We start from the raw sequence: 26,576 nt of genomic DNA, 5'->3' as shown, positions 1-26,576 counted from the left end.
GCCACCAGCATGCAGCCCTGGAAGATCAGCGCGGGACTCACCGCCGCGCTCGCCGGATCGGCGTTCCTGCTCGGCGGGTCACGCCTCGACTACCTCGCGCCGCTCTGGCCGCTCATCCTCGCCCGGCACGGCGTCGCGGCGGGACTGCACGCGGCGTTCGCCGTCATGATCGTCGCCGCCGGCATCTACGGCGTCGGCCGAGCGACGGGCCTGGCCGACCTGGGCAGCCGCGTCGATCTCGCCGAACGGTCCGTACGGCGGGGAGACGGGGACCGGGACCTCGCCGACGCGCTGCGCAGGGACGCAGAGGGAGACTGGGAATGAAACGCGTGACCAATCGACCGACCGTCGAGGGCCTGCCCGCCGCCTGGCGCAGACGGGCCAAGTCGCTCCGCAGGTACGGCGGCGAGACCCCGGCCACCGCGATCGAGCGCTGCGCCGACGACCTCGAAGCCACGCTCGTCGAGCGGGACGAGACCACGTTCTCGCTCGTCGAGGCCTCCCGCGAGAGCGGATACTCCGCCGACCACCTCGGACGCCTCGTCCGCGACGGCAAGATCCCCAACGCCGGACGGCCCGGCGCGCCCAGGATCGCGCTCAAGGATCTTCCCCGGAAGGCCCACGCGCCGCGCGGGCCGCGACTGGCGGGGAAGCCCCGGCGCCGCGAGGTTTCCAACAGGCAGATCGTGCGGTCCATCATCGAAAAAGGAATCGAATGATGGCACGCACGAAACGTGGCCGGCGCGTCTACCGCGCCGGCGAGTGGGGCCGGAACCGGGTGCGGGTCTTCCCCGATCCCAAATCCGGCATCATGCAGGTGGAGTGGCGCGAAGGCGGACGCAAGCTGCGCAGGTCGCTGAGGCACCGCGACTGGGCCAGGGCCAAGAAGCAAGCCGACGAGATCGCCGCCGGGATCGCGGAGCCGGTGGCCGCGGACGCCGAGCCCGAGCCGCTCGCCCTCAAGACGCTGTTTGAAATCTACGGTGAGGAGGTGACGCCCACCAAGGCGAAAGGGTCGCGGAAGTACGACCGGGCCACGATGAGGATGTTCCTCCGGTTCTTCGGAAGCCACCGCAAGGCCGCGACGCTCTCGCAGCGCGACTGGGACCGCTTCATCCGGGCACGCCGCGCGGGCAAGGCGGGGCGGAGCGGCAAACCCGCCGCCGACCGGACCATCCAGCAGGACCTCAAGCTGTTGCTCGCCATCCTCAACTGGGCTGCGCGGTCGAGGGACGAGGAGGGAAGGTTTCTCCTCGAATCGAATCCGCTCCGGGGCCTCAAGGCTCCGTCCGAGAAGAATCCGACCCGGGTGGTGCTCACCCAGGCCGAGTACGAGGCGTTGCTCCGCGTGGCCGGCGAGGTGGAGTGGCGGTTCCGGGTGGCGCTCGTGCTCGCGCACGAAACGGGCCACCGGATCGGGGCGATCCGCCAGCTCCGCTGGTCCGACATCGACCTCGACTCCCGAATGATCCGGTGGCGCGGCGAGCACGAGAAGACGGGGTACGAGCACCGGACGCCGATCACCGCCATCGCACAGGCCGTTCTGGTCGAGGCGCGGAGGCACAACCCCGGGATCGGGGACGCGCCCGTGATGCCGGCGCCGAAGGATCCGTTCGCGTGCATGAGCCGCTCGCTCGCGCGCGACTGGTGGACGAAGGCCGAGCGGCGCGCAGGACTCGATCCCAGGTGGGGGCGCGGCTGGCATTCGCTGAGGCGGAAATTCGCCTCCGACCTCATGGACCTGCCGCTCAAGGTCCTCTGCGATCTGGGCGGCTGGAAGACCGCCCAGACGGTCCTCAAATGCTACCAGCGGCCCGACGAGGACCGGCTCAGGAAGGCTCTGGAGACGTACCGGGGGGGCGGCTCCGGGTCCCCAAATCCTCTCCAATTGGAGAGGATAATTGGAGAGGATCGGACCCACGAATCGCGTAAGTCCAATGGGCCTGGGTAGATTCGAACTACCGACCTCACGCTTATCAGGCGTGCGCTCTAACCACCTGAGCTACAGGCCCCTATTGAAGTTACGGGATTTCGAGGTCGAGTTCCAGCTGTTTGATTCCCGCTATTCAGCGGGAATGGAAACCCTCCGCCGGTCTTCGAGGGCCTTCCTGAGCTGGTCCTCGTCGGCCCGCTGGTAACACTGGAGAACGGTCTGGGCCGTCTTCCAGCCTCCGAGTTCGCAGAGCACCTTCAGCGGCTGGTTCATGAGGTCCGAAGCGAACTTCCGCCTCAGCGAGTGCCAGCCGCGACCGCGCTTGGGCTCCAGCCCTGCGAGTTTCTGGGCCTTGTCCCACCAGACGCGCACCCGCGACCGGTCCAGGCACCGCGAGGGGTCCCTCGGCGCGGGCAGCACGGGAGAGTCCCCGCCGCTGGGGTTCTGCATCCACGCCCCCTGCAAGACGGCGAGCGCCTCGGCTGTGACCGGAGTCCGGTGCTCGTACCCGGTCTTCTCGTTCTCAGCGCGCCAGCGGATAACCCCGGCCTCCATGTCGATGTCCGGCCAGCGGAGCTGGCGGATGGCACCGATACGGTGCCCCGTCTCGTGGGCGATCACCAGCGCCACACGAAACCGCCAGTCCATCGCCTCGGACACCCGGAGCAATGCCTGGTACTCCGCGTCGGTGAGAAGCACCCGGGTCGGGTTCTTCTCGGCAGGGGCCCTGAGCCCCCGGAGGGGGTTGGATTCGAGGAGGAGCCTACCCTCCTCGTCCCTCGACTTCGCGGCCCAGTTCAGGATCGCGAGCAGTAGCTTGAGGTCCTGTTGGATCGTGCGGTTGCCCACGGGCCTGCGGCTGCGCCCGGCCTTGCCCGCACGACGTGCCCGGATGAACCGGTCCCAGTCGCGCTGCGAGAGCGTGGCCGGTTGACGGTGTCCCCCAAAGAAGTTGCGGAACATCGCCATGGTGGCCCGGTCGTACTTCCGGCTCGACGGCGCCTTGGTGGGCGTCACCTCTTCCCCGTAAATGTCAAAAAGCCCCCCCAGCGTGAGCGGCTCGGGCTCCCGTACCTCGCGGGCCTGCGGGCTGGAGAAGCCTGCGGCAAGCTCATCCGCCTGCTTCTTCGCCTTCTGCCAGTCGCGGTGTCTCAGCGACCGGCTCAGCCTTCGACCGTTGTTGCGCCACTCGATCTGGAAAAGACCGGTCTTGGGATCGGGGAACACCCTCACCCGGTTCCGGCCCCGCTCGCCGGCGCTGTACGCGCGCCGGTCACGTTTCGTGACTGCCATCATTCGATTCCTCTCTCGATGATGGACTGCACGATCTGCGCGTTCGAAACATCGCGCCGGCGAGGCTCCTCCGCCAGTCGCGGCTCCGCCGGGACGTGGGCCTTCCGGGGCAGGTCCCTGCGCGCGATCCGGGGCGCGCCGGGCCGTCCGGCGTTGGGGATCTTTCCGTCGCGGACGAGCCGCCCGAGGTGGTCGGCCGAGTATCCGCTCTCGCGGGAAGCCTCGACCAGCGAGTAGGTGGTCTCGTCCCTTTCGACGATGGTGTCCTCAAGTTCGGCCGCGCAGCGTTCCAGCGTGACGGCCGGGGGCTCGCTTCCGTAACGGCGGAGCGCCTTCGCGCGCCTGCGCCAGGTGCCGGGCAGCGCCTCGACGGATCTTCGCTCACTCATGGGCGTTCACTCCCAGTCCCCCTCGGCGTCCCTGCGGAGCGCGTCGGTGAGATCTGCGTCCCCCTCGCCGCGCCGGACGGAACGTTCGGCGAGATCGACGCGGCTTCCGAGGTCGGCGAGCCCGGTCGCGCGGGCGACGCTGTAGATGGCGGCGGAGACGGTGACGACGGCGAACGCCGCGTGCAGCCCGACCGAGGCGCCGTGGCTGGCGAAGATGAGCGCCCAGTGGGGCGCGAGATACTCGAGGCGGGCTCCGCCGAGGAGGAACGTTGCTCCGGTGAGTGCGGCGGTGAGTCCCGCGCTGATCTTCCAGGGCTGCAAGTCCGATCCTCCGTGCGCTCAGAGTTCGACGGTGGCCGGATCGCGGTCGGCCGGACCCCTGAGCCAGGAGCCGTCCTCGCCCGGGCCGAGGCCGAGTCTCCGGAGCAGCGCGGCGGCGGCCGGGCCGCTGGCATGCATCCGGAACCCGGCGGCCGCCTTGGCGCGGACGGCCGGTTCGCGATAGTCGCCGGAGACGGCTTCGACGTTGACGCGCCCGGTGCGCCCTTCGGCGTCCTCGTACTCGATCTGGGCGTCCGGGTAGAGCACCCTTCCCTCGTCGTCGAGGGGGAGCGCGAGTTCATGGGCGATGCGGTGCCGCTCGGCGTCGGCGGCGCGGTCGCCCTCCTTCCGGCGCGCCGACTCGCTCGCCCGCGCGACGGCGCTCCTGAGTTCGGCGTCGAGCCGGACGCGCCGCACCGTGGCGCCCTGCTTGCGCAGGCTTGCCTGTTCCTTCCAGGTGGCCCGGTAGACGGCGGTGTCGTGGCCGGCTTGGGCCGACCGGATTCGGGGGATTTCGATCCGCTGCCCCCGGTCCATGCCCCGCTCGGCGGCGAGGTCACGGGCTTCGGCCACGCCGGCAGGTGTGAGGGTGAGGACCCTGAACGGGTTGCCGTTCGGTCCCGTCTCCGGCGTCTCCGTGACGAGTCCGTCCCGGATCCAATGGTCCACCGCCCGGCGGGTGGTGTAGGGGTGCCCGCCGAAGCGGGCCTCGGCCAGGTCGCGGAACGAGACCGCGCCGTGGACGCCAATGTCGCTCAGCGCCCCGGCGCAGCGTTCGGGGAAGGAGATGGGCCCGCGCTCCCGCTCAGCGGCGTATTCTCGGCGGTGGCCGTCCCGCATCCGGTGGGGATTGCGGCTGGGTGGCGCGGCGGGGCGCGGGTCCGGTCCGGCCTTGCGGCCGAACATCTCCTTACCTCTCATCGTGCGTCAGCGGCTCGGCCCGGCGCCGCGCTGGGGCGTCGGGATCTGAGGGACGGGCACCTGGATCCGCTGAAGCCCGGGCGCGCGGGTCGCGGCCACGGCCATGGGTTCCCGCGTGATGTCCACGGGAGCCCGCGCGGGCTCCCGCTCGATGTGCCGCGCGAGCACGAAGTCGGAGATCCTCTGCGCGTCCGCGGCGGCGCGCCGGATCTCGCGCGGATCCTCCTCGAGCGACTTGATCCAGCCCTCGACGTAGGCCGCGCCGCGGCTCGGGTCATGCCCGACGCCGACGCGCTCGCCGGTCATCATGGCGCTGATCTCGGCCCGGAGTTCCTCCCTAGCGTAGTCGGGGGACCCGAACCCGTTCTTGATCCCTTCGACGAGCGTCTCCCGGTTCATCCGCTCGGGGTGGCCGGTACTGTGACCCAACTCGTGGAGCGCGGTCTGGTAGTAGTGGTTCGCGGATGGGAACTGCCCGCGCTCGGGCAGCACGATCTCGTCGCGCTTCATGTGGTAGTAGGCGCGGTCGCCCTGGACGTGGCGGACCTGAACCCCCACGTCCTCCATGACCTTCTCGGCCTCTCGGTGCGCCTTCCAGAGGGGCTCGGGCGTGGGGTTCGCGCGCTCCGGCAGCCCGTCGGCCTGCTCGGCGTTGAACACGGTGTACTGCCGCACGAACGGCGTCTTGAGCTTCTCGTAGCGGTAGACGCGCTTGCCCTCGGCGTCCCGCCTGGGCTTACCCTGCGCGTCGGTGACGGCGATCCGCTTATGGTCCTGAAACGACAGGATGCGGGTGCCGGTCTCGCCCTTTCTGACCTGTCCGCCCTGGGCCTGGATCTGGCGGTAGGTGCCCCAGCGCACGTCGCCGTAGCCGTGCTCCTGCTGGGTGGCGGCCAAGTGCAGGCTGTTGCCGCCCCGGTAGGAGCGGGCCGTGTCGACGTTCATGGGCATGACGCGCTCGCCCGGCGCCCACGGCTTCTGCCACGGCGCGGTGCCCTGCTTGATCTGCTCGATGATCGCGTCGGCGAACTTGCGGTGGTATTCGTCGTGGTTCATCCGTCCACCTCCTCGCCGTGCGGATCGTCCCAGGCGGCCGCGATCTCGTCCTCGGTTCCCACGTCCTCGGGGAAGAGGCCGTACTCCTTGGCCAGGTAGTCGTCGACTTCGAGCGTGTCGCCGCTGTCGCGGGCGAGTTCGCGGTCGAAGTCCTCGAACGTCTTGACTCGGATGGTCCGGTCGATGCCTCTCATGCGTTCACCTCCTTCGGTGGTTGGGTGGTCCATGTCGGTTCCGTGATCCAGCGGCCGGTGGCCGCGTCGTAGCCGCGCACTTCGAGCGCCTCTTCGACGAACCGGCGCCCGTCGCGGCGGGTCACGTGCAGCACGAGCGCGATGCCGTCGACGACGCCCCGGCAGGTGACCTCCCAGGGCAGCGCGTCTCCGGCCTGCATGGCGCAGCTCGCGAGCCGCGAGAGCGCGGAGCGCGCGTTGTTGGCGTGGATGGTGGTGAGCGACCCGCCGTGGCCGGTGTTGAGCGCCTGCAGCAGGTCGGCGGCCTCGCCGCCGCGCACCTCGCCGACGACGATGTGGTCGGGCCGGTGCCGGAGCGCGTGCCGCACCAGATCGCGGATCTCAACGGGCGTCTCTGAGAGGGTGGCTCCGGCCTCGAAGCGGAGGCAGTTGGCACGGTCGATCCTGAGTTCGAGCGTGTCCTCGATCGCGACGATGCGTTCGTCCTCGGGCAGCAGTTCGATCAGCGCGTTCAGCAGCGTGGTCTTGCCCGAGCCGGTGCCGCCGGAGACGAGGATGTTCTGGCGGGACGCAAGCGTGTTCCGGGCGGCTTCGAGGATGTCTTCGGGCAGCGAGCCCAGCCGCACGAGGTCCTCGGCCGAGAACGCGCGGCCTCCGAACCGCCGTATGGTGATCGCGACCTCGGGACTCGCGGGCGGGGTGCAGATGGCGACCCGCGATCCGTCCTCCAGCCGTGCATCCAGGATCGGCCGCGCGGCGGGATCGAGCCCGAGCGGCCGCGCGATGTGGATTGCCGCGCGGTGGAGCCATGCGGCGGTGAGGGCCGGCGCGTCGTGGGGCTCCAGCCTTCCGGCCCGCTCGATCCAGACATTGCCGGGACCGTTGATCATGATCTCGGAGACCTCGGGGTCCCCGAGCAGACCCTCCAGGCCCGGCAAGAAGGGAGTGAGGTGGCCGACGCCGCTGGCGCGCTTCATATCCGCCCCTCCTCCCGTTGCCGCCAGTAGCCCTGGGTCCTCGGCAGGTAGTGGGGCTTCAGGTAGACGCGGGTGGCCGGGAGCGACTTGACGCCGTCGTAGGGGAGGCAGACGGCCTGGTAGTTGGCCAGAAGTCCGAACTCGCGCGGCGTGAACACGGGTTCCCGCTGCCGGCGGAACGACTTGCTCGCGCCGATGGTGCCGCGCCCGCCGCCCGCGCGGCCGGAGAGCAGCGAGAACTCGGGCCTCCCCGTCGTCTCGGTGAACGTGTAGGAGGCCTGCGTCTTCATGACGGAGCCGCACATCTCGGACGCGATCTTGGCCGACGCCTCGTCCGAGAGCGACAGGAAGATCCGGGTGCGGAGCGTCTGGACGAGGGTGCGCCAGGCCTCGCCCGAGGGGAGCACGGAGCGGAGCGAGGAGATCGATTGCGTGGCCACCACGGGCACGCACCGGCACTGGCGCGTGAGCGCGAACGCCTTCTCGTCACCGGAAGGATCGTCCTGGCCGACGGTCGCGAACGCCTGGTATTCGTCGCAGATGAACACGGCGGGCCGCATGTAGCGTTCGGGCCGCCGCGCGGCCTCCGCGGGCCTTCGGAGCAGCGCCTGCATCCAGGCGTTCTTGAGCAGCACGCCGATGGCGCGGGCCAGCGCCGGGTTCGCGCCCGCGGGCATGTTGAGCGCAAGAACCTTGCCGCCCTCGATCAGGTCGCTGAGCGGCGGCAGTCGGCGGCGGAGCCCCGGCATGGGCTGGACATCCGGTGCGCCCTCCCCATCGTCGGTCCGCTTGGCCGGGGCATCGTCCCCCGGCGGAAGCGGGCAGAACACGGCGGCCACGTCCGGCTGGTCGAAGAGCGAGAGGAAGACGCTGATCCCCTCGACGATCGAGGTGCGGAGCTTGGCGTCGAGCGCCATCCAGTCGTGCAGGTACCATCGTTCGATGGCCTGCACCTGCTCGGCGTACTCGCTGCCTGCGGCGCCGGAGACCGGCTCCGTCCGGTGTTCGACCTTCAGCTCCGCGAGCAGCGCGGCGCGGTCCGGATCGAGGCGGCAGGCCACCTTGCCGGTGCCCGCCATTTCCCAGCCCCAGTCCTCCAGCGCCTGCCTGTGCGCGTTCAGATCCTTGGCGGCGATGACGGCCCGCATGGGGCATAGCCGCAGGGCGCGGGCCTTCGCCTCGCCGATCTTCTCGGCGAAGAGCTCGGCGTCCACCGTGCAGCGGTAGATGTCCTGGAGGGTGACCCAGCCCACCGGCAGCAGCCGATGCAGCTCGACGATCCACCGGACGAGGTTCGTGTACGCCTGTTGCCAGAACGGTTCGCGGGACTTGCCGAAGAGCTGGTTGATGAGGGAGGCCACGCCGTAGGCCATCGAGTAGGAGTCGAGGAGCGGGTCGTCGAGCGGGTTCCACTGGAGCGAGCCGCCGAGCCCGATCTCCAGGTAGTCGTCCCCGCGCCCGGCGTCTTTGACGATCCGCCTCACCTGATGACAGAAGTCCCCTTTGACTTCGAGCACGAGCGCGCCCGCGCGGCGGCCGGGATCGTCGGCTTGCCAGGAGAGGAGCTGCCGCGCGAAGGGGTACATGCACGCGGTCGTCTTGCCGGTGCCGACCGCTCCGACGACGAGCATGCCGGTGTAGAGCCCCTTTTCGGGGATCACGAGCCAGGAGGGCCGCACGCTCTCGGTGGCCGCGGTTGGGTGGTGCAGTTCGCCGATCACGAGCGAGGGCGCGTCGTCGGCGGGCGACGTGGGCCACGCCGGGAGCCTGCCTCGGTTGCGCCCCCTCGCGAGCGGCCGCATCCAGACGCGCGAGACCGAGAGCGCGATCGACCCGGCCAGGAACACGGCCACGCCGGGCGCCATGAAGTGCCAGAGGTGGATCGCCCGGTGGAGGCCCGGATCGCGGTCGGCGATCAGGTCAAGATACGGGTTACCGCCCGGACCGGGGAACGGCGCGAGGAACGCGCGCCAGGCGAGCGCCATGAGCGCGACTCCGATGAGGACGAGCGTCCACGGCCTCACGGAGCGGACACCCTTCCCGGAGGGATCGATGCTGCGGGAGCGACCCAGGCATGGGGGCGAGGGTGTGAAAACATGCTCGCCGCTATGCCGTACCGAGCCTCTGGCGAGGGGGGTCGCTCCCGCCACGGCCGATGCGGCCCGTCCGGCAACAGGCCGGCGGGCCGCGAGGCCGCAAGACGCAACCGTGCAAGCGGATCAGCGGAACGCCCGGCGTGAATCGCCGGAGCGCGGATTCGTGAAACGACCCCCCGCGTCGTTTTCACGCCGCGGTGCGGCAGGGCAGGCGCTCCGCTCATCGGAAGCGAACCCTCGCGAGGCGCTCGGTCCGCCAGCCGACGCCGCGGTCGATCGATCCGCACCCGCCCTGCCGGCGGGCTTGTCTTTCCAGCGCGACGCTGCGCTTGAGCGCGGCCTGGAGGCCGCCGAACTCCTCGAGGATGTGGACCGCGCCCTGCACGATCGCCCGCTCGATCCGGGCCAGTTCTTCCGCCGTCCCGGCGTCGGGCTCGCCGGCGCCGGTGGCCCCGGCCCAGCCGCGCGTCACCCGGCGTGCCCGCTCCAGTTCGCGCGCGGTGCGGGCGACGGCCACGACCTCGACCGACCGGCCCATCCTTCGGAGCGCGCGCCAGAGCCCGCGGTGCGCCCGGCCCCACGAGCGGAGCGCGGTGGCGGTGTCGTGGCCGGGCTCGGCGTAGACGAACAGGGCCCGGGTCGAGTCGAGCGCGACGGGCAGCTTGACGGGGAAGTAGCGCCGGGTCTCGCGGGCCGCTCCGCGGTACACGCGCACGGGCAGCAGCGAACGCCCGATGCCGAGCGCGTCGAACGCGGAGACCTTCTCAGTCTCGGTCGGGAGCCACGGAAGATCGGAGTGCTCGATGACGTAGTCGAGCGAGAGCAGGCGGCGCATGAGGACCTCGGTCGAGGCGCCGCGGCGGTGGCGGATGTGCTCGGCTCCGAGCGCCCGGTAGACCGGCCGTGAGAAGATCCGGCAGACGCGGCCGATGCCCGCGATGCCGGGCTCCGTCTCCTCGCTCGCGACCCGGCGCTCGATCAGCGCGTGGACGACGCGGCGGACCTGCTCGGGGTGCGCGTCCATGAACCGTCCGCACTGGGCGCGGGTGAACACCCCGCTGTGCAGGCACACGAGCGCGATCCACTCGGCCTTCCTTCCGGTCCAGCCGAACGCTTCGAGCGCCTTCTCGCGCCCCTTGAGGTGTCCGATCATCGCTCGTCCCCGGTCACGAGCGCGCGGTCGGCCTGCATGTAGGTGATGAGGAGTCCCATCGGGTTGTGGACGACCAGCTCGGGCGGGACGGAGTCCAGGAACTCGAACCGGAGCGTGAGCGACCAGCGCTCGCGCAGCACCTCCCGGGCGGCCGCGAGATGCACGAGCTCGAAGTCGGCCGTTGCGCCGTGCGGCGGCTCGGGCGAGGGGTGGATCCGGAGCACGACCCGCTCGACCTGGCGCTCGGTCTCGGCGGTCCCGGCTGCGACACCCGCGACCTCGTCGCCGTCGCGCGCGAACGCCGCGTTGGCGAGTTCCGTGCTCAGGAACCGGAGGCTCCGGGTCCAGTGCTCCTCGACCGTGGCCCGGCGCCGCGAGTGGAAGTCCGCGACGAATCGGTTGAGGAAATACTTGGTCGTCGGGTCGAGCGGGTCCGCCTGCGCGGTCGCGGCCTCGTATGCCACCGCTTCGGCGCGACCGACCTCGTCAACGCGGATCACGATGGGCTTGGGCGGCTCGGCGCCCGCGATACGAAGCAGGACGAACACGCCGAGGACGCAGCTGGCGGAGAGAAAGATCAGGATCGTTCTGAGCTTCCGGTTCGCCTGCACCGCCTCGCCCCAGATCTCGGCGTACTCGCGGCCCGCGTCTCCATCTCCGTTCATTCGCGCTCTTCTCATTCCTGGCATCTCCAAGGATCTCAGACGGGCTTGACGGGGGCGGCGGCCTTGCCGGCTCCCTGCATGACGAGCGCGACGAACCCGGACCCGGCGGAGCCGGAACCGGAGACGAGCATCGAGGCGAGTTCGCCGACCTTGAGCCCGGCCATGAGGCCGGAGACGACGAGCGGCATGAGGACGACGGCCCAGAGCCAGAGCTCGAACGGGTCCGCCGTGCCGGTGCCCATCAGGGCATCGGCGTAGGTCGTGATGTAGCCCATGCCGACGCCCATGAAGACCCTGAGCACCGCACCGGCCACGACGCCGTAGAGCGTGTAGACCATGAGCGTCCGGAACCATCCCCAGAACAGGAACGAGAGCGGCTCGAAGAGCAGGAACGCGATGAACACCGGACCGAGCAGGATCGCGATGGCGATGGCGACCTGCGCCCAGATCACCTGCGCGTAGGTCACGCAGAACAGCGCCAGCAGGCAAACCACGAGCGAAGCGCCCATCACGAGCGTGACCAGCGAGGAGAAGATCACGGTCGCGCCCGCCGTCACGACCGAGAGCAGGTTGCCCGTGGACCACGCCGCGCCCAGGTGCGCGGAGTACGCCTGCACGAGCGCGGTCATCTCGGTGTAGCCGGCCGACACCACGTCGGACAGGAACAGGTTCTGGAGCCAGATCCCGCCTCCGGCGACCATGGCCGGGAACGTGAGCCCGACGCCGGGGATCGGGACGACGTAGTAGTGAAGCAGGGTGCGGGGGATCGCGATCCCGATCACGAGCTTGACGATCTCCCAGGGCTGGAAGGTGCCGCTGAACGCGATCTTGAGGCCGGTCCAGGCGACCATCACGGCGGCGAGTCCGCCCCAGAGCTGGAGCCCGAGCGCGTGCACGTCGGGCGCGGCCCCGCCGACGACGGTGTCGAGCACGATGTCCAGGAAGCTCTTGAAGTCCTGAAGCTGGCCCGGCGGGATCTGCGCCGGGACATTCGGGTCGATGGACTGCGGGGGCAGTTGCATGGCCGCAGCGCCCCTACCGGTAGAACGACGGGACGCGGAACAGCAGCCCTTCCCGAAGCGCGGCCCGGTTCAGCGAAGCCGCGTCGCGCATCGTCCCGGCGAGCGCGTTGGCGCGCGCCCGGCCGTCGTGCCAGCGGCCGAGCCATTCGAGCCGGGCGAGGTCGGCCTGCCTCGCGCGGCCCGCCTCCATGGCGGCCTGGTGGGCGAGCACCTGGCCCACTGCCGCGTCGATCCGGCCCTGGCTCAGCGCGGCCGCGACCCCCGCCTGCTGGAGGGCTGTGTTCGAGAGATTGCCGTTCGCGGTCAGGCCGGCGAACGAGCCCCGGGCGCTCTCGACGGTCCCGGCGAGCGCGGCAGCCGCGTCGAGCGCCGCGTAGTCGAGCACGCGCTGCCGGTCGGCCGCCTCGCGGGTGCGGCGGTAGTCCTGGGCCGCCCGCGTCGCGGCTTGGGGCGGCAAGTTCCGGTGGAGAGCCAGGATGTCGGCCTCCGTCACCCGGTCGGCCGTCCTGTGGGCGGTGCGCCACAGTCCGGTGAACGAGCGGCCGCCTCCGAAGTTCCGGACGGCATCGACCGTCCCGCGGGCCGGGCCGGTGAAGTCGGATCGCCAGCGGAGCCCGTTCCTCACCAGTCCGACGGGATCGGCCGCAAGGTCGGAGAACGGTCGGAGGAGCGCGTCGATCTCGCCCTTGGCGGCGCGCTCCATGTGGTCGAGCTGGTCTTCGAGTTCCGTAAGCTGGCGGGCCATCGACCGGATCTGGGTGACCTGGTGCGAGATCTGCGTGATCTGGTTCGCGATGATCGTGGCCCGCTGGAACCAGCTCCCGAAGTCGAACTGCGCGCTCGCGGGAGCGGCGTCCGCGAGCATGAGCAAGGGAGCCATGACGGCCATGACGAGGATGTGGTGGCGCATGTGGGAGTCCTTTCGTGTCAGCGGTGCGAGGAGCGTGCGGGGGTTGGGATCAGGACATCGGAGGTGAGCCAGACGCGGAGCCGGTGGCCCGCGCGGATCGTGATCTCCGGCATCCGGTTCAGGTACCGGTCCAGCGTCGAGGTGGCGCTGCCTCCGAGCCCCTGGCCGACGCCCGCGCGGAGTCCGTAGGGCGAGGCTCCGGCGAGCGTGAGTCCGCTCAGCGCGCCGACCGCTCCGGCAGCGGCGAACGTTGAGAGGTAGTGCCGGTTCACCCGGTCGCGGAGCGCGCTCTCGCCCGCCTGGTTCAGGCCGGTGAACTCAAGGTCCACCCAGCTCCCGTCGGGCAGCACCAGCCGGTGGAACGAGACGGCGAGGCGGGTCTGGTTCCGGTCCTGGACGGCCCGGGCCGTGCCGACGACGCGCGAGCCGCGGGGAACGAGGACCCGCTGGCGGTCGGCCGAATACAGCGGCACCGACACCATGGCGAGCACCGGGCCGGGGAACTCGCCCGACAACTGGTTGACCAGCACCGCCTCGAGGAACGTGCCCTCGTGGACGCGCTCCCAGCCGGGCGGGTCATCCGACTGGACGTTGAAGCTCGGCTCGCTTGTTCCGAGCGCGCGGGTGGACTCCGGGCCGGATGAGGTGCCTCCGCCCGCCAGCCCCGTTTCGAGTTCAGCCTCCAGGGCGGCGAGGGAGTGCCCGAAGGACGCGAGCATTGCGTCGAGCGCGTCCTCGGCCGGCTCGTGATCGGCCGGCTGACCGGATCCGGCTCGCGCCTCATTCGGATCCCGGTAGGTACGCGTGAGGGGAAGCGAGCGGAGCGAGCGCGCCCCGCGTTCGATCTCCTCCAGCCGGAGCGCCTCGCGAAGCTCATGCTCGGCCTGAGTCATCCCCGCCGCCTCGGCTCCGCCACCACCTCGTTCGCGCCCGCTGCTGCGGGCTCCTCCTTCTCCACCGGCTCCGGCCGTCTCGCTCTCGGCGTGGCGCCGCTCCCCGCCACCGCGGTCCTGGTCCGCGTCCGCCTGCTGCTGGTGGCGCTCGGTGTCCGCGCGCATGCGGCTGTCGAACGCCCGGCCCGTGCGGTCGTCCACGGGCTGCGGTTCGCGCGCGGCGGGAGCCGTGGGATCGTCTCCGGGACCCGTGAGCGACGACGAGAACAGCATGCCGGCCACGAGCACGGCGATCAGCCCGATCCCGGCCTTCGTGACGATGCCGCCCGGGAGCGCGCCCTTCGGCTCCTTCATCCACTTCTTCCAGCGGCTCATCGCGCATCCCCCGGCTCAAACCGCCAGCCAGCCCGCTCGTCGCCGATCTGGAGCCAGCCGTCGCCCAGCACATGGCGGGCGACGTAGAGGCCGTCCCCCGTGAGATCGAACGCGACCAGCGCCGGTTCGCCGTCGCGGAGTTCGTAGAGCGCGGGCGCCTCCTGGGCGCCTGAGCGGATGTAGGTGAAGGTCCCGTCGTGCCACATGGCCTCGACGAGGAACGGACGCTTCGCGGCGCCTGAGTCCAGCCGGTACTCGAACGCCAGCTGCTCGGGATAGGACGCGCGGAACGCCTCGATCTCGGCGGCCGCGGCCTCGCGCGCCCTGAGCGCCGCCTCGGCGGCCTCGGCGGCCATCTCGCGGTAGGCTGCGACCTCGCTCCGGGCGACGAACGCCGGTGCGCCGGACATGCCCGCCGCGTCCGCGCCGTCTTCGACGCGGACCACGAGGTGCGGCGGCTCTTCGCCGCTCTCGGAGACGAGGAACGAGTAGATGCGCCCGGACTCGCAGACGAGCGCGATGTTGCTCGCCGCGCCCTCGGCCAGCGGCTTCAGGTACGCCACGTTCGCAGCGCCGGTCAGGTGCCAGTACTCGGAGTCGCCCGCGACGAAGTCGAGGATTCTCTCGCCGCTCGGCAGCACGATCACGGTCGTGTGGCGCACGCGCGTGCGGAGCCGGGGGATCGGGGCGTCACCCTCCCCGGGCGCCGACACCCGGAGCAGGGCGGAGTCCCCGCTGGGCTGTTGTCCGGCGGCATCGCACGGGACGGCCGTAAGAAGCAGGGTCAGCAGGACGACGACGACCCCGAGCAGGATGGCCGATGTGGGGGTTGCTTTCATGGTGTTCACGGCCTCTCGGTTGGTGGGATGGAGTGGGTTCGGCCCGCGAGCGCTTCGAGCGCCCGGACCAGGCCGTGCCTCGCCACGGCCTCGGCGCGCTTCTCGGCGTCGAGCGGCGAGGAGGTGTAGAGCCAGTAGCTCTCCGGATCGACTTCGAGCCGAAGCACCGCCGCCTCGTCCGGGCGGCGGAGATACAGTTCGCGCTTCGGAGTCAACTCGCGGATCCGGGCGACCTCCGACTCGTTCAGCCGGAACAGTGCTCCAGCTTCTTCCGGCAGTTCGGGGTTGGCGAGGAACAGCTTGGTGGGGATCGATTCGAGAAGCGCCGAAGCTCCCGGCGTCCCCGTCACGTCCACGGCGGACTGGGTGGCGAGCACGAGCGCGGCGTTCTTCTTCCGCCACGTCTTGGCCGCCTCGGCCAGGTAGTTCAGCACGGCGGGGTCCTGCATGTACCGCCACGCCTCGTCCACGACCATCAGCTTGAGCCGCGCCGTCTCGGCCGGGTCCTCGATCTCCAGGCGCATGCGCTCCAGCAGGTAGGCGAGCGCCGCCTCGCACAGGTCCGCGTGCTCGGCCGCCCCCGCCAGGTCGATCACCTGCCAGTCCCGGAACTCGATGTCCGTCGCGCCCGCCGGGGCGTTGTCGAAGAACGCGCCCCACGCGCCGCCTTCCGTCCAGCGGCTCAGCGCAGGCCACATCGCGGAGGGGAGCGAACCGGTCAACACGCTCAGCGTCCGGCGCTCCGTCCCGAGCGCGTACAGATCCTCGATCCGCGCGCGGATCTCGCTCGTGTCCGCGCCGCCGGCCTCGTACCCTCCCAGCTTCAGCAGCCGGAGCACCCAGCCCGTCAGGAACTGGAACGTCCTCGTGGTCGCGGGCAGCGCGAAGGGCGTGAGCCGGAGCGTGGGCTCCGCCTCGCCGGGCGCGAGCTCCAGATACCGGCCCCCGAGGAACCGGGTCAGCCAGCGGTAGGAGCCGCCCAGGTCCAGGATCAGGATGCGCGGATCGTACTTGAGCGCCTCGACGAGCAGGAAGTTGAGCGTAAAGCTCTTGCCCGAGCCCGTCGCCCCCAGGATCAGCGTGTGGCCCACGTCGCCCGCAAACAGATCGTAGCGGTACGCCGTGCGCCACGGCGTCTCGAACACCGCCAGCGGCTCACGGTCGAGATGCCGACTCTTCCGGTTGCCTCTCGGCGGCCCGAACACGGGCGCGAGGCACGCCGCGAGGCCAGCGGACACGAACACCTTCCGCACCTGCCGCTTGCGCGGCTGGGCCGGGAGCCGCGCGAACCATGCGGGAAGCTGGCCGTAGCCCTCCCGGATCACCTTCGCGTCGTGCGCGGCGAACAGGCGGCGCACGTCGCCGTCCAGCCGCTCGATCCCGTCGAGTTCGCCGTGCAGCGCCACGGTCAGCGACGCCTCGCCGTAGGCCACGCCGTCGGCTTCGAGTTCGACGAGCGCCGATCCCAAGCGATCCGATTCCGCTGCGGCCGCCGAATCGACCATCGCCGCGGCCGTGCCCTGCGCGTCCTGCGCGTGCGCCATCATCGAGTAGCGCCGCGAGAAGTAATGGCGCTGCGCGCTTCGGATCCGGCGCCGCGCCGCTTCCACCGTCCAAGGCCGCCATTCGAGCGAGACGGTCGTCACCGCATCCAGGCAGTACAGGTCGCGAAGGAGGTTCGCGTGCGCCCGGCCGGGCGGCGACAGGAGCGAGTAGAGGATCACCGGTTCGCCGTCGAGCCTCAGGTGCGACCGCTCCGCCTCAAGCTCCGATAGCGCGAGCCGCCAGTTCATGCCGCTGCCCGTCGCGCCGTCCCAGAACGTGCCGGGGCGGTTGATGAGTTCGGACAAGAAGCGGGATGTGTCGTGTGCCCCGAGCATCTCGACGGGCGTGTGCTCGGCGACAAGCGAGCGGCCCGCGCCGATCATGGCGCGGAACCGGTCCGCGGCCGCCTCGATCTCCGAGGCCAGATAGGTCGTCGCCGTCTTGCCGCCGCGCTTCCAAAGTCGCTTGAGCCAAGGCACCGGTCCCGGCCCGGAACTCCCGCCCGCCGAGCGGAGGCCCGGGTCGTGCGACCAGGCCACAAAGGCGTCGAGCCGCTGGACGCGCTCGGCGAGGAACGCGCTTCGCCTGCGCCCCGACAGGGATGCGATGTCCGAACCGCTCGTCTCCAGCCCCTCCGCGAGACTGGGGCGCCGGAGCATGTGGAACTGGAGGCGCGTCTCGGAACTCAGGCCCGACATCAACCGTTGCCACAGGCCCAGCACCCGGTCGATCTGTTCCGGCGTGCGGCCGTCCATCGTGGCGGGGCGGATCCGTCCCGCCGCGACCAGCTCGCCCGAACGGGTCAGGCAGGTATGGCCGTCGCCGAGCCAGCCCCAGTAGGGCAGCTCCTCGGCCAACGAGCCCGCCGCCTCGTAGGCCCGGCGTTCGTCGGCGATCCTCACTCGCCGCTTCCCCGGATCGTCAGGTGCCACGGCTCGTCCGCCCACTTGCCCGGATCGAACCGCGCCGGGTACCGCGCCGCGGCCCGGAGCACCGCGAGCATGGCCGGATCCCTCCGGCCAGCGAGCCAGCCCGCTCCGTAGCAGCAGGCGAACACCACGCCGCCCGCCACGAGTGAGGCCGTCGCGTTCCACACCGCGACCGCGAGCGTCGCGCCCAACAGGAACAGCCGCCGCTCGACGCCCAGCACCGTCAGCGGGCGGTTCAGCGCGGCGTAGCCGGCCCAGCGGCTCAGACCCCGCATCAGAACAGCCAGCCGAGGAAGTTCACCGCGCCCACGGCCATGCCGATCCCGAAGATGATCCCGGCCAGCGTGCGCTTGCTCCCGCCCTCGCCGAACGCGAACATCAGGCCGCCCACCACGATCGCGATCAGCGAGAGCCCCCGTGCGATCGGTCCCGTGAACTGCGTCTGAAGCTCGTTAACCGCGTCCACCCACGGGCTCGTGCCCTGGGCGAGCAGCGCGCCGGGCATCAGCACCAGCAGCGCGGCGGCCCGGGCGGCCGTTCGCAGCGTTCTCGACAAAGTTCTCATTCGCTCTCCTCCTGGGAGTTCGGTTGTGTGTTGCGGCCGGGGCGCTCCGGCCCCGGCTATTCCAGCCACTCGCGGAGCCACGCCTCGATCTCGGCCTCGACCCACCGCGCCACGCGCCCGCCCAGCATGACGGGCGCGGGAAAGCGGCCCTCCGCCGACCAGCGGTAGATCGTGCTCCGTCCCAGGCTCGTCCGGGCCTGCACCTCCGACACCCGCAGGAAACGGGTCGCCGGTTTCGTCCTCTCATTGCCCCGGTCTTCGGTCATCGCTCCGGTCCGCTTCGTCCTTCTCGCGCGCGTCGGCCTGTGCGGCCGGGCCGACGGAGCTTTGGCGCCGCCCGCGTCCCGCTCGTAGCGGTCCATGAACGCCAGCACCCGGTCCGCCGTCGTGAGCGACACCGAGCGGCCCCGCGCGATCTCGCGCAGTAGGCCCGGATCGCCCACCGCCAGCATGCCGAGCGTCGTCGGCGCCATGCCGGTGTCGTCGAGAAACCCGCTGATCCGTGTGTTGAATTGCTCCTCCAGCGTTGCCATTCGACTGCCGTTCCAGCCGCGTCATACCCGTAACGTTGAAGCGGAGATTCCGGGGAAGTCAACACTTAGGGAATTCCCTAAGTGTCTTTCTTGTCTATAGTTATCCCAATTGTCCCGGAGGTCTCGGAGGCCGCCGCCAATGCGGTGGCGGAGCACCCCCGCAGGGACGCCCGGAAGGGATTGCGAAGGGAGTGTGGATCCCGGCCGAAGGGCCGAGACCGGGACCGGTCGAAGGGGGGGAGCGAACCGGAGATCGCGCTGCAACTCGAATGCCCGGCGAACCGGACAAGGTCCTTCGCCGCCGAGCCGGTGGCTGGCGAGGACGGAGCTAGGAGACGGGTCGCCGGGATTCCGGCGCGAAGGGAGAAGACGCGAAGCGCCCGCCGGGGCGTATCACGGAGTCCGTTGCGGACGAGCGGCCCCGATCAGCGCGGCGCGGGACGATGGCCTCCAGCTCACACGCCCAGCGGTTTGCCGCCTCATGACATCTACCGAATCCGTAGAGCCCAGACCGAGATGTGGCCGGGGACAGGGCCACCACCGCCCGTCGTGATCTTCAAGCTCGTCGGATCGAGCGGGCCGCTTGGCGTCCAGTGGACGTAAAGCGATGAGCCACCCCGAACCCTGGCGGTCAAGGTCGGCGTCTTGGAACTGGACGGACGGGGCCGGAGCCGCGCACTCTCTGGAAACCGGTCGAAGATGTCTTGGAGGTTCCAGGAGGTCATGCCGGGTGCGTGAAGACCCGGCTGCAAGTCCAGCCAGAGGGTGATGTAGAAGTCAGCGAGTATCGCCTCGCTGCGCCATGAACTGACATCGCGCAGGGAAGCGAACCCTTGGGCGGGCGACTGCGTAAGGCGTCTCATCAGCGCCCCCTCCCCGCCCGGGTATGTTCCGCCCCATCGGTCCAGGGCGTAGCGAAAGACCATGGAGGAGACTCCGTAGACCGCCGAGCCCGGGTGTCTGCAAGGACCGCTGTTCCCCTCGCTCGGGCGACCGATCCATGTGCACTGCTCGGGTGCGTACGGAACCCGGCCGCCGCTTCTGTCCGGATCCCATCCGAAGAACCGGGCCATGTCCCAAAAACGCGAATACCAATCCCATCCGGCGGAGTACTCCGCGTATCCCAGGTTCTGGCCGGATGCATGCCCGAACAGGCGGAAAGCGACCAGATGTTCCGCCAGCACCGCACCGCCCTCGAGTTCCCACGACCTCTTTTGTCCCGCGTCGCCAAAAACCTGAGCGCCGAATTGCGCGATGTGCGCCGCCTCATGAGCGATCAGAGAAGGGTAGAGGAAGAATGCCTCCTCCTTGGTCACCGCGTCGTCAACGGCGCCGTCTGGATCCGGCACGAATCCGTAGAAGATCTCGGCCCGGTTGCTGGTTGCGCATTCGTAGGTCGGCCAGAGGTCTGGAACGAACACGTAGCCTCTTGTATCGCCCGGCCGGCGATTGACCTCCTGGGTCATGAGAATCAGGATGCGCTCGTTGCCGTCCACATCAGGTAGGCCACCGAGATAGCCGTCGAGAACGCCCGCAATGTTCGCTGCATAGAGGGCATCCAGTTCCACGAGTTCTGAGTCCGAGAAGGTCCCGCTGGGGTTGTTGAGATCCTCCAGCCAGATCGTGTGGCTCCCCACGAGCCGGACCACGGCATTGACTCTGCGGGTTCCCGAGCACGACCAGTTGTTTGAGGACGGTTCGTACAGCGATGTCGTGTCTCCTGCCTCAAGGGTGCGCTGCTGCCGATTCACGACCGCGGCCGGTGGCGTCGGGTGCCCCAGCTCCCGCAACAGTGCTTCGTTCCTCGCCATCACCTCGTTGTGGGCGCTCGCGTGGCGCGCTCGCAGGGAATCGTCCCTCACGGAGAAACGGCGAGCCGGGTACTCAGTGCGCGGGCGAGCGGGTCGCGCAGGGTTGTCTGCCATGGATCGTACCGGCATGCGCCGGAAGTCCGCGTTGGCAGTCGGCGACGTTGTTGCCGCCGTCCCCACGACAGTGGGATCTCCCGGATTGCCGCTCAGTCTGACGGCTGTCACAGATGACGGCCGCTCGGACGTGGACACCACGCCGATCAGATACTCGCCGCCGCTGGCGCTGCCGGGGAGGTGGACGCAGCCGTCTCCGGCGTGCGTGTGGATGTAGGAGTACTGCGGCAGTGCCATGTCTTCCTGGGCGAGCGGCGCAACGCCAACCGTGCGAGAATCACTTCGGCTTCCGACCGAGACCCTCAGTTCCGCCCTGCGGGGCGGTTGGCAGTCGCCGGCGGGGACGACGATCACCAGACTCGTCCGGCTCGCAGACCTGACTCTGGCAGGCAACCCGTCGATGGTCACCGAGTTGTTGGTGACCGTGGAGGAGAACCCGAACCCGGTGATCGTCGCTTCGCCACCCTCGATCAGCACAGTCGGTTCCACCGCCGTGATGGAGAGCCGTTTGACCGTCGCTTGGAAGGCCTGCTGCGCGGAGAGCCCGCCCGGATCGCTCGCGGTCACGGTGACGGCCGCCGTGCCGCCGGAGACGCCGGTGACCGTCAGGCTCGCGCCCGACACCGCCACGGTCGCCACGTCCGGCTCGGAGGAGGCCGCCGCATAGCTCAGGGCGTCCCCATCCGGGTCGCTGAAATGCCCCGCGAGGTCGAGCGTGACCGAGGCTCCGGCCCGCACCGACTGGTCCGGGATGCTGTCCGCCGCCGCGGGCGCCCGGTTCGGCACCGTTGCCTCGAAGGCCTGCTGCGCGGAGAGCCCGCCCGGATCGCTCGCGGTCACGGTGATGGTTGCCGTGCCGGCCGAGACGCCGGTGATCGTCAGGCTCGCGCCCGACACCGCCACGGTCGCCACCTCCGGCTCGGAGGAAGCCGCCGCGTAGCTCAGGGCGTCCCCGTCCGGGTCGCGGAAGTGCTCCGCGAGGTCGAGCGTCACCGAGGCTCCCGCCCGCACCGACTGGCCCGGGATGCTGTCTGCCGCCACGGGCGCCCGGTTCGGCACCGTTGCTTGGAAGGCCTGCTGGGCCGATAGCCCGCCCGGATCGCTCGCGGTCACGGTGATGGTTGCCGTGCCGCCCGAGACCCCGGTGATCGTCAGGCTCGCGCCCGACACCGCCACGGTCGCCACCTCCGGCTCGGAGGAAGCCGCCGCGTAGCTCAGGGCGTCCCCGTCCGGGTCGCGGAAGTGCTCCGCGAGGTCGAGCGTCACCGAGGCTCCCGCCCGCACCGACTGGCCCGGGATGCTGTCCGTCGCCACGGGTGCCCGGTTCGGCACCGTCGCCTCGAAGGCCTGCTGGGCCGACAGCCCGCCCGGATCGCTCGCGGTCACGGTGATGGTCGCCGTGCCGCCGGAGACCCCGGTGATCGTCAGGCTCGCGCCCGACACCGCCACGGTCGCCACATCCGGCTCGGACGACTCCGCCGCGTACGTGAGCGCGTCCCCGTCCGGGTCGCTGAAGTGCCCCGCGAGGTCGAGCGTGACCGAGGCTCCGGCCCGCACCGACTGGCCCGGGATGCTGTCCGTCGCCACGGGCGCTCGGTTCGGCACCGTTGCCTCGAAGGCCTGCTGCGCCGAGAGCCCTCCCGGATCGCTCGCGGTCACGGTGACGGCCGCCGTGCCGCCGGAGACGCCGGTGACCGTCAGGCTCGCGCCCGACACCGCCACGGTCGCCACGTCCGGCTCGGAGGAGGCCGCCGCATAGCTCAGGGCGTCCCCATCCGGGTCGCTGAAATGCCCCGCGAGGTCGAGCGTGACCGAGGCTCCGGCCCGCACCGACTGGTCCGGGATGCTGTCCGCCGCCACGGGCGCTCGGTTCGGCACCGTTGCCTCGAAGGCCTGCTGCGCCGAGAGCCCTCCCGGATCGCTCGCGGTCACGGTGACGGCCGCCGTGCCGGCTGAGACGCCGGTGACGGTCACGTCGGCCCCGGACACCGCAACGGTCGCCACCCCCGGCGCGGTCGAGGCCGTCGCGTAGCTCAGGGCATCCCCGTCCGGGTCGCTGAAGGCCGATGCGACACTAATCGTCACGGATTCGCCGACCGGAACGGTTTGCGCAGGAATCGACCCCGCCGCCACCGGTGCCCGGTTGGGTTGCAGAGGCTGTTCGGGCGCGGTGCCGCCGTCCCCGCAGGCGGACAATGCGAGCAGGCAGGATCCTACTACTAGCTCCCTCCTCATCGCTGACCTCGCATCAACGTTGCCCCATGCCGCCAATCCCGCCTCTGGGCGGGAAAGGTGGTGGCGAGCAAGCAGGGCCGGCCGTCAACATCGTTGTGGCAATGGCGGGAAAGACGGAGTGGATTTGCGGGAATCCCCACATCGCCAAATGGCGCCTGAAGGCCCGCCCGTAGCCGTTGTAACACTATTTCCACGCGCTTTTGAGGGGGACGCACAGCCCCTCAAACGAGTCGGCGGTCAGAAGGGGCGGAACGTTGGTGACAAACCTCTCCCGCACGAGGTTGGCACTCTCGACCTCCCAGGTGATGTGCTCGTCAACTCGCGGGCTACATGCAATCCCGACGTTGAGATACCCCGTGGCCCAACTCGACCCCAACCAGTAATGGACCCCATATCCCCCAAGGTTGCCCAAATCATACGCCGCATCGCAGCCGGGAGGATCACTGGGAAGCGGGAAGGCCTCGCACCCGGTAACATGCCCCGGGTCATCTTCATCGGCGTGGCGAATCTCATGTGCGTAGAAGGGGAGCGTGATGGAGATACCCCACCAGTCCATGCTCTGCTCAAAGGGGTACACTTGGCCGGAGGAGTCGATGCCGAATTGGGATGTCGCGATGTACAGCTTGCCGTCGATGAGGTCGCAGCAGTAGTACAAGCCGGGGCGCTGCTTCATGTTGACGCCTGAGACGCGCGAAACCATCCACTCGTACAAGCCCATTTCCGTCCAGGGCAGACGTCCCTTGGTCGCCTCATTCATGTGATAGGCGAGCCGAAGCGTTTGGTACGCTTTCAGTTGATACGTAACCTCGTCGCTCGGCATCGCGGCGGCGGGTTCCGAGCAAACAACGGGGCCGGATAGCGGCTCCCCCTCGAAACGCACCTCGAATTCCCGCCTGATTTCCACAAAGACGGAATCGTTCGTAGGGCATTGATCCAGGAAGGCTTCGATGTCTCGAACAGCGGTGAGTATGCCACCCTGGACACTGGCGTTCTGTGTCGCTTGCAGTCCAGAGGGGTCGCTCGCAGTGACCGTCACCGCCGCCGTCCCTGGCGCCAACGCAGCGACCGTCACCGAGCTACCTGATACGGATACCGCGAGGATGTGCTCGTCGGACGACGATGCGGCGTAGGTCAACGGATCGCCGTCCGGGTCGCTAAAGAACGGCGAAACGTCCACCGATGCCCGATCGCCAAGCAACATGGTGTGAGGCGGAATCGAGTCCACTGCGGCTGGGGCGCGGTTCGCTACGACCATGATCGTGGATTGCCCACGGGCATCGCCAACCGCCGCCGTGATCGTCGCCGAACCGTTGCCCGTCGCGGTCACCAGCCCCACCGCATCCACCGCCGCCACCGCCGTGTCGCTGGACGCCCACGTGAACTCGGCTCCAGCCACGGCGTGCCCGTTCGCATCCACCGCCACTGCCACGAGCCGTACGGTGTCCCCATACGCCACAAGCGTGTCGGCGACCGGCGACACGGTGACCGCGCTCACCTCCTGCGCCACCGTCACCGCCGAGCTCCCGCTCGCGGTGCCCGCGGTGGCCGTGATCGTCGCGGTCCCGTTGCCCGCCGCCGCCGTCAGTCCTGCCGCGTCCACCGTCGCGACCGAGGCGTCCCCGCTCGCCCACGTCACCGCAGCCCCCGCCATCACTTGGCCGTTCTGGTCCTGAACCTCGACCGTCAACTGCACGGTGGCGCCCAAGGCCGCGAGTTCGGCGGTCGCGGGCGTAACCGTCACCGTGGTCGGCCGGGGCGGATCGGGTTCGGTCGCCCCGTCCCCGCAGCCCGAGGCCCAGATCATGCCGGCCAGCATGGACATCGCCAAGACGAGGACTTTCGGATGCCTTACGGCTGACATGAGAGAGATCTCCTCGGAAGAAGTGGGAAGGTCGGCTGTACTTCGCCGCCGACCGGGAAGCGGCCCGCAGCAAGCCTCGCGTGTGGCACCCGCGAACCCGCGGCATTCATCGTCTCCAAGCAGAAGCGTCCGGGATTCCGCGGCTGAACAGCACCTCCAGCCCCGGCCCACCGGATGGCCCGGCCGCGTCCACGGCGGCCTGGGCTGACGCCGGCGGATCGCGCAGGAACGCCCGCACTTGTCCGGTGCTCGGGTCGCGCAGGATGGTCATCGGCAGATCGCTGCTGCCGTCCAGCGTGGCCGATCCGCCGGGGCCGGTCAGGGTTATGCTCGCTAGGCTGCCTTCCCAACCGGGCCGCGAGGGCAGGACGAAGGCGAAGCTGGAACTACCGTCGCCGTCGGCGATTCCAGGCATGGCGAAGCCAAGGGAGAAGAGCTCACGCCCGTCGGCCGTGCGACCGACAATGCGGTGCTCCCCGGCGTAGTCCGGAAGTGTTCGCGGTGCGTCGACCACGAAAGCGGGATTGAGGTAGGGCTCGCCGTCCGCGCTGGTCCCGCCCCACAGGAGCAGAGACTCGCCGCTTGCAGCGACCGCGGCGGCGAAACCGGCGTCCACCGGCGCGTGTGGGTTGAAGAGACGGTAGCGGAGCGCCCGGGTGAAGTGGTAGTCGCTGATCCAGTCTTTTTGGCAGTAGCCCATTATGTCGCGCGCACTCGGCGGCACGAGGCTCCCGCCGTGGCGGGAATCGTACCCCCAGGCACCGATGGATCCGTCCGGATAGGGGAACGCCTCGTCGACCAGGCTTGGGTTGCCGCACGGCGCGTGCAAGAGGTCCAGGGTGTGGCCGAATTCGTGAGCGATAGTCCCGCCGTTCAAGTACACGAACGCGACCGCCCACCCCGCGTAGGCGGGGCCTCTTGTAGCGCCGCTCATCGTGCCCACATAGTAGGCGTCCTCCCCCTCCAGAGCCCGTATTGCCGACATCTCATCCGCCAGCAGCCCAGTATCGTTGGTCGAGGTCACCACCGGCGGATGGAGGGTGATGTCGAGAGAGTCGATCGGCAGCAGCGTGCGCGTGTGCCAGAGCAGTTCATGGCCCTGAGGGTCCGCCGCCATGCCCTGCGTCATTCCGATGACCGCCGAGTCGGGGTCCGCACGCCAAAGGAACGGGATCAGCGTGAAGGCGAACGCCGGCATCTCGTGCACCTCCACGGCCATGCGCCCGGTTTCCGGGATCCGCTTCGCCACCAGGAGACCGGCGTCCAGCGTCCCGTCCGGATCGACTTCGATCTCCATCTCAAGGCCGGGCTGCACGAACAAGCCGGAGATCACCACGTTCGCGGATCCGGACAGATCTCGCTCGACAACTTGCGTGGGGATGGACGTCGTCTTCCCCGGAATGTCGAACACGTGGCGCAAGGTCCCGTCCAAGTAGAAGCGCGCCCGGACGGGAGGGATGCCGGCCGTCGTGGAACGCGTGGCAGTGACGAACACACGCAGGAGGGCCTCTTCGCCCGCGACCAGCGGGACCGGGTACTCGCGCGATTGCACGGCTTGGGTAAGGTACGCCATCGCGGACGCGCTTCCGCAGGCGCGGATCCGCGAAAAGCGGACCGTCTGCAACCAAGCCCGGAAGCCGGGCTCTTCTGGAGCGCACAGGTCCGTGCCCCCAGCCATCAATTCGTCCAGGCTGAGATCCGTCAGGATGGCCGGCAGCGCCCCCGACAGCCCAGGGTTGTTCGACAGGTAGAGCCGACTCAGATTCGTCATTCCTCCAAATTCATCCGGCACCGGGCCCGACAGACGGTTGGAAGCCAGCCCCAACAGCGACAGTTCGGAGAGGTTGCCGAATTCGGGTGGGATCGGACCCGTCAGCGCGTTGCCGGATAAGGTCAGTATCCATGTCAAGCGGAAGCCGCTTTTCTTGGTAGAGACCTGCCTCGCG

The 26,576-nt window shown here is 69.8% G+C and carries 24 protein-coding genes and 1 tRNA gene; 3 read left to right on the top strand and 22 right to left on the bottom strand.

The window, feature by feature from the left end; all coding sequences use genetic code 11:
- Nucleotides 1-9: 9 nt before the first annotated feature.
- The 3 genes from OXU32_01150 to OXU32_01140 are packed head-to-tail and all read left to right on the top strand — an operon-like array spanning nucleotide 10 to nucleotide 1,951.
- The gene (locus OXU32_01150) at nucleotides 10-324 is read left to right on the top strand and encodes a hypothetical protein (GenBank protein ID MDE0072576.1); all 315 of its coding nucleotides are present in this window, start codon (nucleotides 10-12) and stop codon (nucleotides 322-324) included.
- Between the two features lie 5 nt (nucleotides 325-329).
- Nucleotides 330-719: a hypothetical protein gene (locus OXU32_01145; protein MDE0072575.1), complete on the top strand. Its 390-nt coding sequence runs from the start codon at nucleotides 330-332 to the stop codon at nucleotides 717-719.
- On the top strand, nucleotides 716-1,951 hold the full coding sequence (locus OXU32_01140; GenBank protein MDE0072574.1) for a site-specific integrase: 1,236 nt from the start codon (nucleotides 716-718) through the stop codon (nucleotides 1,949-1,951). The genes OXU32_01145 and OXU32_01140 overlap by 4 nt, the downstream gene beginning before the upstream one ends.
- On the opposite strand, the gene OXU32_01135 is transcribed toward OXU32_01140, so the two are convergent.
- From OXU32_01135 to OXU32_01030, 22 genes are all read right to left on the bottom strand, one after another.
- Nucleotides 1,939-2,012: transfer RNA gene (locus tag OXU32_01135), tRNA-Ile, on the bottom strand. The genes OXU32_01140 and OXU32_01135 overlap by 13 nt on opposite strands.
- Before the next feature lie 50 nt (nucleotides 2,013-2,062).
- Complete coding sequence (locus OXU32_01130) at nucleotides 2,063-3,229, bottom strand: tyrosine-type recombinase/integrase (protein ID MDE0072573.1); 1,167 nt, start codon at nucleotides 3,227-3,229, stop codon at nucleotides 2,063-2,065.
- Nucleotides 3,226-3,615, bottom strand: a complete 390-nt coding sequence (locus tag OXU32_01125) for a hypothetical protein (protein ID MDE0072572.1) — start codon at nucleotides 3,613-3,615, stop codon at nucleotides 3,226-3,228. The genes OXU32_01130 and OXU32_01125 overlap by 4 nt, the downstream gene beginning before the upstream one ends.
- 6 nt (nucleotides 3,616-3,621) lie before the next feature.
- Nucleotides 3,622-3,936 carry a hypothetical protein gene (locus OXU32_01120; protein MDE0072571.1) on the bottom strand — a complete coding sequence of 105 codons (315 nt, stop codon included), beginning with the start codon at nucleotides 3,934-3,936 and terminating at the stop codon, nucleotides 3,622-3,624.
- An 18-nt stretch (nucleotides 3,937-3,954) separates the two neighbouring features.
- Nucleotides 3,955-4,842, bottom strand: coding sequence for a hypothetical protein (locus tag OXU32_01115; protein ID MDE0072570.1), 888 nt, complete (start codon nucleotides 4,840-4,842; stop codon nucleotides 3,955-3,957).
- Nucleotides 4,843-4,863: 21 nt separating this feature from the next.
- Nucleotides 4,864-5,913 carry a zincin-like metallopeptidase domain-containing protein gene (locus tag OXU32_01110; GenBank protein MDE0072569.1) on the bottom strand — a complete coding sequence of 350 codons (1,050 nt, stop codon included), beginning with the start codon at nucleotides 5,911-5,913 and terminating at the stop codon, nucleotides 4,864-4,866.
- Complete coding sequence (locus tag OXU32_01105) at nucleotides 5,910-6,107, bottom strand: hypothetical protein (GenBank protein ID MDE0072568.1); 198 nt, start codon at nucleotides 6,105-6,107, stop codon at nucleotides 5,910-5,912. The genes OXU32_01110 and OXU32_01105 overlap by 4 nt, the downstream gene beginning before the upstream one ends.
- Nucleotides 6,104-7,084: an ATPase, T2SS/T4P/T4SS family gene (locus OXU32_01100; protein MDE0072567.1), complete on the bottom strand. Its 981-nt coding sequence runs from the start codon at nucleotides 7,082-7,084 to the stop codon at nucleotides 6,104-6,106. The genes OXU32_01105 and OXU32_01100 overlap by 4 nt, the downstream gene beginning before the upstream one ends.
- The gene (locus tag OXU32_01095) at nucleotides 7,081-9,108 is read right to left on the bottom strand and encodes a type IV secretion system DNA-binding domain-containing protein (protein ID MDE0072566.1); all 2,028 of its coding nucleotides are present in this window, start codon (nucleotides 9,106-9,108) and stop codon (nucleotides 7,081-7,083) included. The genes OXU32_01100 and OXU32_01095 overlap by 4 nt, the downstream gene beginning before the upstream one ends.
- Before the next feature lie 292 nt (nucleotides 9,109-9,400).
- On the bottom strand, nucleotides 9,401-10,333 hold the full coding sequence (locus OXU32_01090; protein MDE0072565.1) for a TetR-like C-terminal domain-containing protein: 933 nt from the start codon (nucleotides 10,331-10,333) through the stop codon (nucleotides 9,401-9,403).
- On the bottom strand, nucleotides 10,330-11,013 hold the full coding sequence (locus OXU32_01085) for a VirB8/TrbF family protein (protein MDE0072564.1): 684 nt from the start codon (nucleotides 11,011-11,013) through the stop codon (nucleotides 10,330-10,332). The genes OXU32_01090 and OXU32_01085 overlap by 4 nt, the downstream gene beginning before the upstream one ends.
- Nucleotides 11,014-11,033: 20 nt before the next feature.
- On the bottom strand, nucleotides 11,034-12,020 hold the full coding sequence (locus OXU32_01080) for a type IV secretion system protein (GenBank protein ID MDE0072563.1): 987 nt from the start codon (nucleotides 12,018-12,020) through the stop codon (nucleotides 11,034-11,036).
- Nucleotides 12,021-12,033: 13 nt separating this feature from the next.
- A complete protein-coding gene (locus OXU32_01075) occupies nucleotides 12,034-12,930 on the bottom strand; it encodes a hypothetical protein (protein MDE0072562.1) in 897 nt (298 codons plus the stop codon).
- Nucleotides 12,931-12,947: 17 nt separating this feature from the next.
- Nucleotides 12,948-14,198 carry a TrbI/VirB10 family protein gene (locus OXU32_01070; protein MDE0072561.1) on the bottom strand — a complete coding sequence of 417 codons (1,251 nt, stop codon included), beginning with the start codon at nucleotides 14,196-14,198 and terminating at the stop codon, nucleotides 12,948-12,950.
- Nucleotides 14,195-15,037, bottom strand: a complete 843-nt coding sequence (locus tag OXU32_01065) for a TrbG/VirB9 family P-type conjugative transfer protein (GenBank protein ID MDE0072560.1) — start codon at nucleotides 15,035-15,037, stop codon at nucleotides 14,195-14,197. The genes OXU32_01070 and OXU32_01065 overlap by 4 nt, the downstream gene beginning before the upstream one ends.
- Before the next feature lie 5 nt (nucleotides 15,038-15,042).
- Nucleotides 15,043-17,484 (bottom strand): DUF87 domain-containing protein, encoded by a 2,442-nt coding sequence (locus tag OXU32_01060; protein MDE0072559.1) that lies wholly within the window; start codon nucleotides 17,482-17,484, stop codon nucleotides 15,043-15,045.
- The gene (locus OXU32_01055; GenBank protein ID MDE0072558.1) at nucleotides 17,481-17,786 is read right to left on the bottom strand and encodes a VirB3 family type IV secretion system protein; all 306 of its coding nucleotides are present in this window, start codon (nucleotides 17,784-17,786) and stop codon (nucleotides 17,481-17,483) included. The genes OXU32_01060 and OXU32_01055 overlap by 4 nt, the downstream gene beginning before the upstream one ends.
- A complete protein-coding gene (locus tag OXU32_01050) occupies nucleotides 17,786-18,076 on the bottom strand; it encodes a TrbC/VirB2 family protein (GenBank protein ID MDE0072557.1) in 291 nt (96 codons plus the stop codon). The genes OXU32_01055 and OXU32_01050 overlap by 1 nt, the downstream gene beginning before the upstream one ends.
- 56 nt (nucleotides 18,077-18,132) lie before the next feature.
- Nucleotides 18,133-18,609: an AlpA family transcriptional regulator gene (locus OXU32_01045; protein MDE0072556.1), complete on the bottom strand. Its 477-nt coding sequence runs from the start codon at nucleotides 18,607-18,609 to the stop codon at nucleotides 18,133-18,135.
- 488 nt (nucleotides 18,610-19,097) lie between these two features.
- A complete protein-coding gene (locus tag OXU32_01040; protein ID MDE0072555.1) occupies nucleotides 19,098-22,619 on the bottom strand; it encodes an Ig-like domain-containing protein in 3,522 nt (1,173 codons plus the stop codon).
- Nucleotides 22,620-22,953: 334 nt separating this feature from the next.
- Entirely contained in the window at nucleotides 22,954-24,573 is a 1,620-nt protein-coding gene (locus OXU32_01035) for an Ig-like domain-containing protein (GenBank protein MDE0072554.1), read from the bottom strand.
- Nucleotides 24,574-24,736: 163 nt separating this feature from the next.
- Nucleotides 24,737-26,539 carry a M66 family metalloprotease gene (locus OXU32_01030; GenBank protein MDE0072553.1) on the bottom strand — a complete coding sequence of 601 codons (1,803 nt, stop codon included), beginning with the start codon at nucleotides 26,537-26,539 and terminating at the stop codon, nucleotides 24,737-24,739.
- Nucleotides 26,540-26,576: the final 37 nt, after the last annotated feature.

The sequence above is a fragment of the Gammaproteobacteria bacterium genome (genome assembly GCA_028819075.1).
GTDB lineage: Bacteria > Gemmatimonadota > Gemmatimonadetes > Longimicrobiales > Gaopeijiaceae > BD2-11.
The sequence above is the reverse complement of the archived record's forward strand: the minus strand, read 5'-3'. Positions and strand labels throughout refer to the sequence as shown.

What these genes read in the sequence shown, in the direction of transcription:
- OXU32_01150 (MDE0072576.1), top strand. Translation starts at nt 10, where the DNA reads ATGCAGCCCTGGAAGATCAGCGCGGGACTCACCGCCGCGCTCGCCGGA.
- OXU32_01140 (MDE0072574.1), top strand. Translation starts at nt 716, where the DNA reads ATGATGGCACGCACGAAACGTGGCCGGCGCGTCTACCGCGCCGGCGAG.
- OXU32_01130 (MDE0072573.1), bottom strand. Translation starts at nt 3,229, where the DNA reads ATGATGGCAGTCACGAAACGTGACCGGCGCGCGTACAGCGCCGGCGAG.
- OXU32_01125 (MDE0072572.1), bottom strand. Translation starts at nt 3,615, where the DNA reads ATGAGTGAGCGAAGATCCGTCGAGGCGCTGCCCGGCACCTGGCGCAGG.
- OXU32_01115 (MDE0072570.1), bottom strand. Translation starts at nt 4,842, where the DNA reads ATGTTCGGCCGCAAGGCCGGACCGGACCCGCGCCCCGCCGCGCCACCC.
- OXU32_01110 (MDE0072569.1), bottom strand. Translation starts at nt 5,913, where the DNA reads ATGAACCACGACGAATACCACCGCAAGTTCGCCGACGCGATCATCGAG.
- OXU32_01105 (MDE0072568.1), bottom strand. Translation starts at nt 6,107, where the DNA reads ATGAGAGGCATCGACCGGACCATCCGAGTCAAGACGTTCGAGGACTTC.
- OXU32_01100 (MDE0072567.1), bottom strand. Translation starts at nt 7,084, where the DNA reads ATGAAGCGCGCCAGCGGCGTCGGCCACCTCACTCCCTTCTTGCCGGGC.
- OXU32_01090 (MDE0072565.1), bottom strand. Translation starts at nt 10,333, where the DNA reads ATGATCGGACACCTCAAGGGGCGCGAGAAGGCGCTCGAAGCGTTCGGC.
- OXU32_01085 (MDE0072564.1), bottom strand. Translation starts at nt 11,013, where the DNA reads ATGAGAAGAGCGCGAATGAACGGAGATGGAGACGCGGGCCGCGAGTAC.
- OXU32_01080 (MDE0072563.1), bottom strand. Translation starts at nt 12,020, where the DNA reads ATGCAACTGCCCCCGCAGTCCATCGACCCGAATGTCCCGGCGCAGATC.
- OXU32_01075 (MDE0072562.1), bottom strand. Translation starts at nt 12,930, where the DNA reads ATGCGCCACCACATCCTCGTCATGGCCGTCATGGCTCCCTTGCTCATG.
- OXU32_01070 (MDE0072561.1), bottom strand. Translation starts at nt 14,198, where the DNA reads ATGAGCCGCTGGAAGAAGTGGATGAAGGAGCCGAAGGGCGCGCTCCCG.
- OXU32_01065 (MDE0072560.1), bottom strand. Translation starts at nt 15,037, where the DNA reads ATGAAAGCAACCCCCACATCGGCCATCCTGCTCGGGGTCGTCGTCGTC.
- OXU32_01055 (MDE0072558.1), bottom strand. Translation starts at nt 17,786, where the DNA reads ATGCGGGGTCTGAGCCGCTGGGCCGGCTACGCCGCGCTGAACCGCCCG.
- OXU32_01050 (MDE0072557.1), bottom strand. Translation starts at nt 18,076, where the DNA reads ATGAGAACTTTGTCGAGAACGCTGCGAACGGCCGCCCGGGCCGCCGCG.
- OXU32_01045 (MDE0072556.1), bottom strand. Translation starts at nt 18,609, where the DNA reads ATGGCAACGCTGGAGGAGCAATTCAACACACGGATCAGCGGGTTTCTC.
- OXU32_01035 (MDE0072554.1), bottom strand. Translation starts at nt 24,573, where the DNA reads ATGATCTGGGCCTCGGGCTGCGGGGACGGGGCGACCGAACCCGATCCG.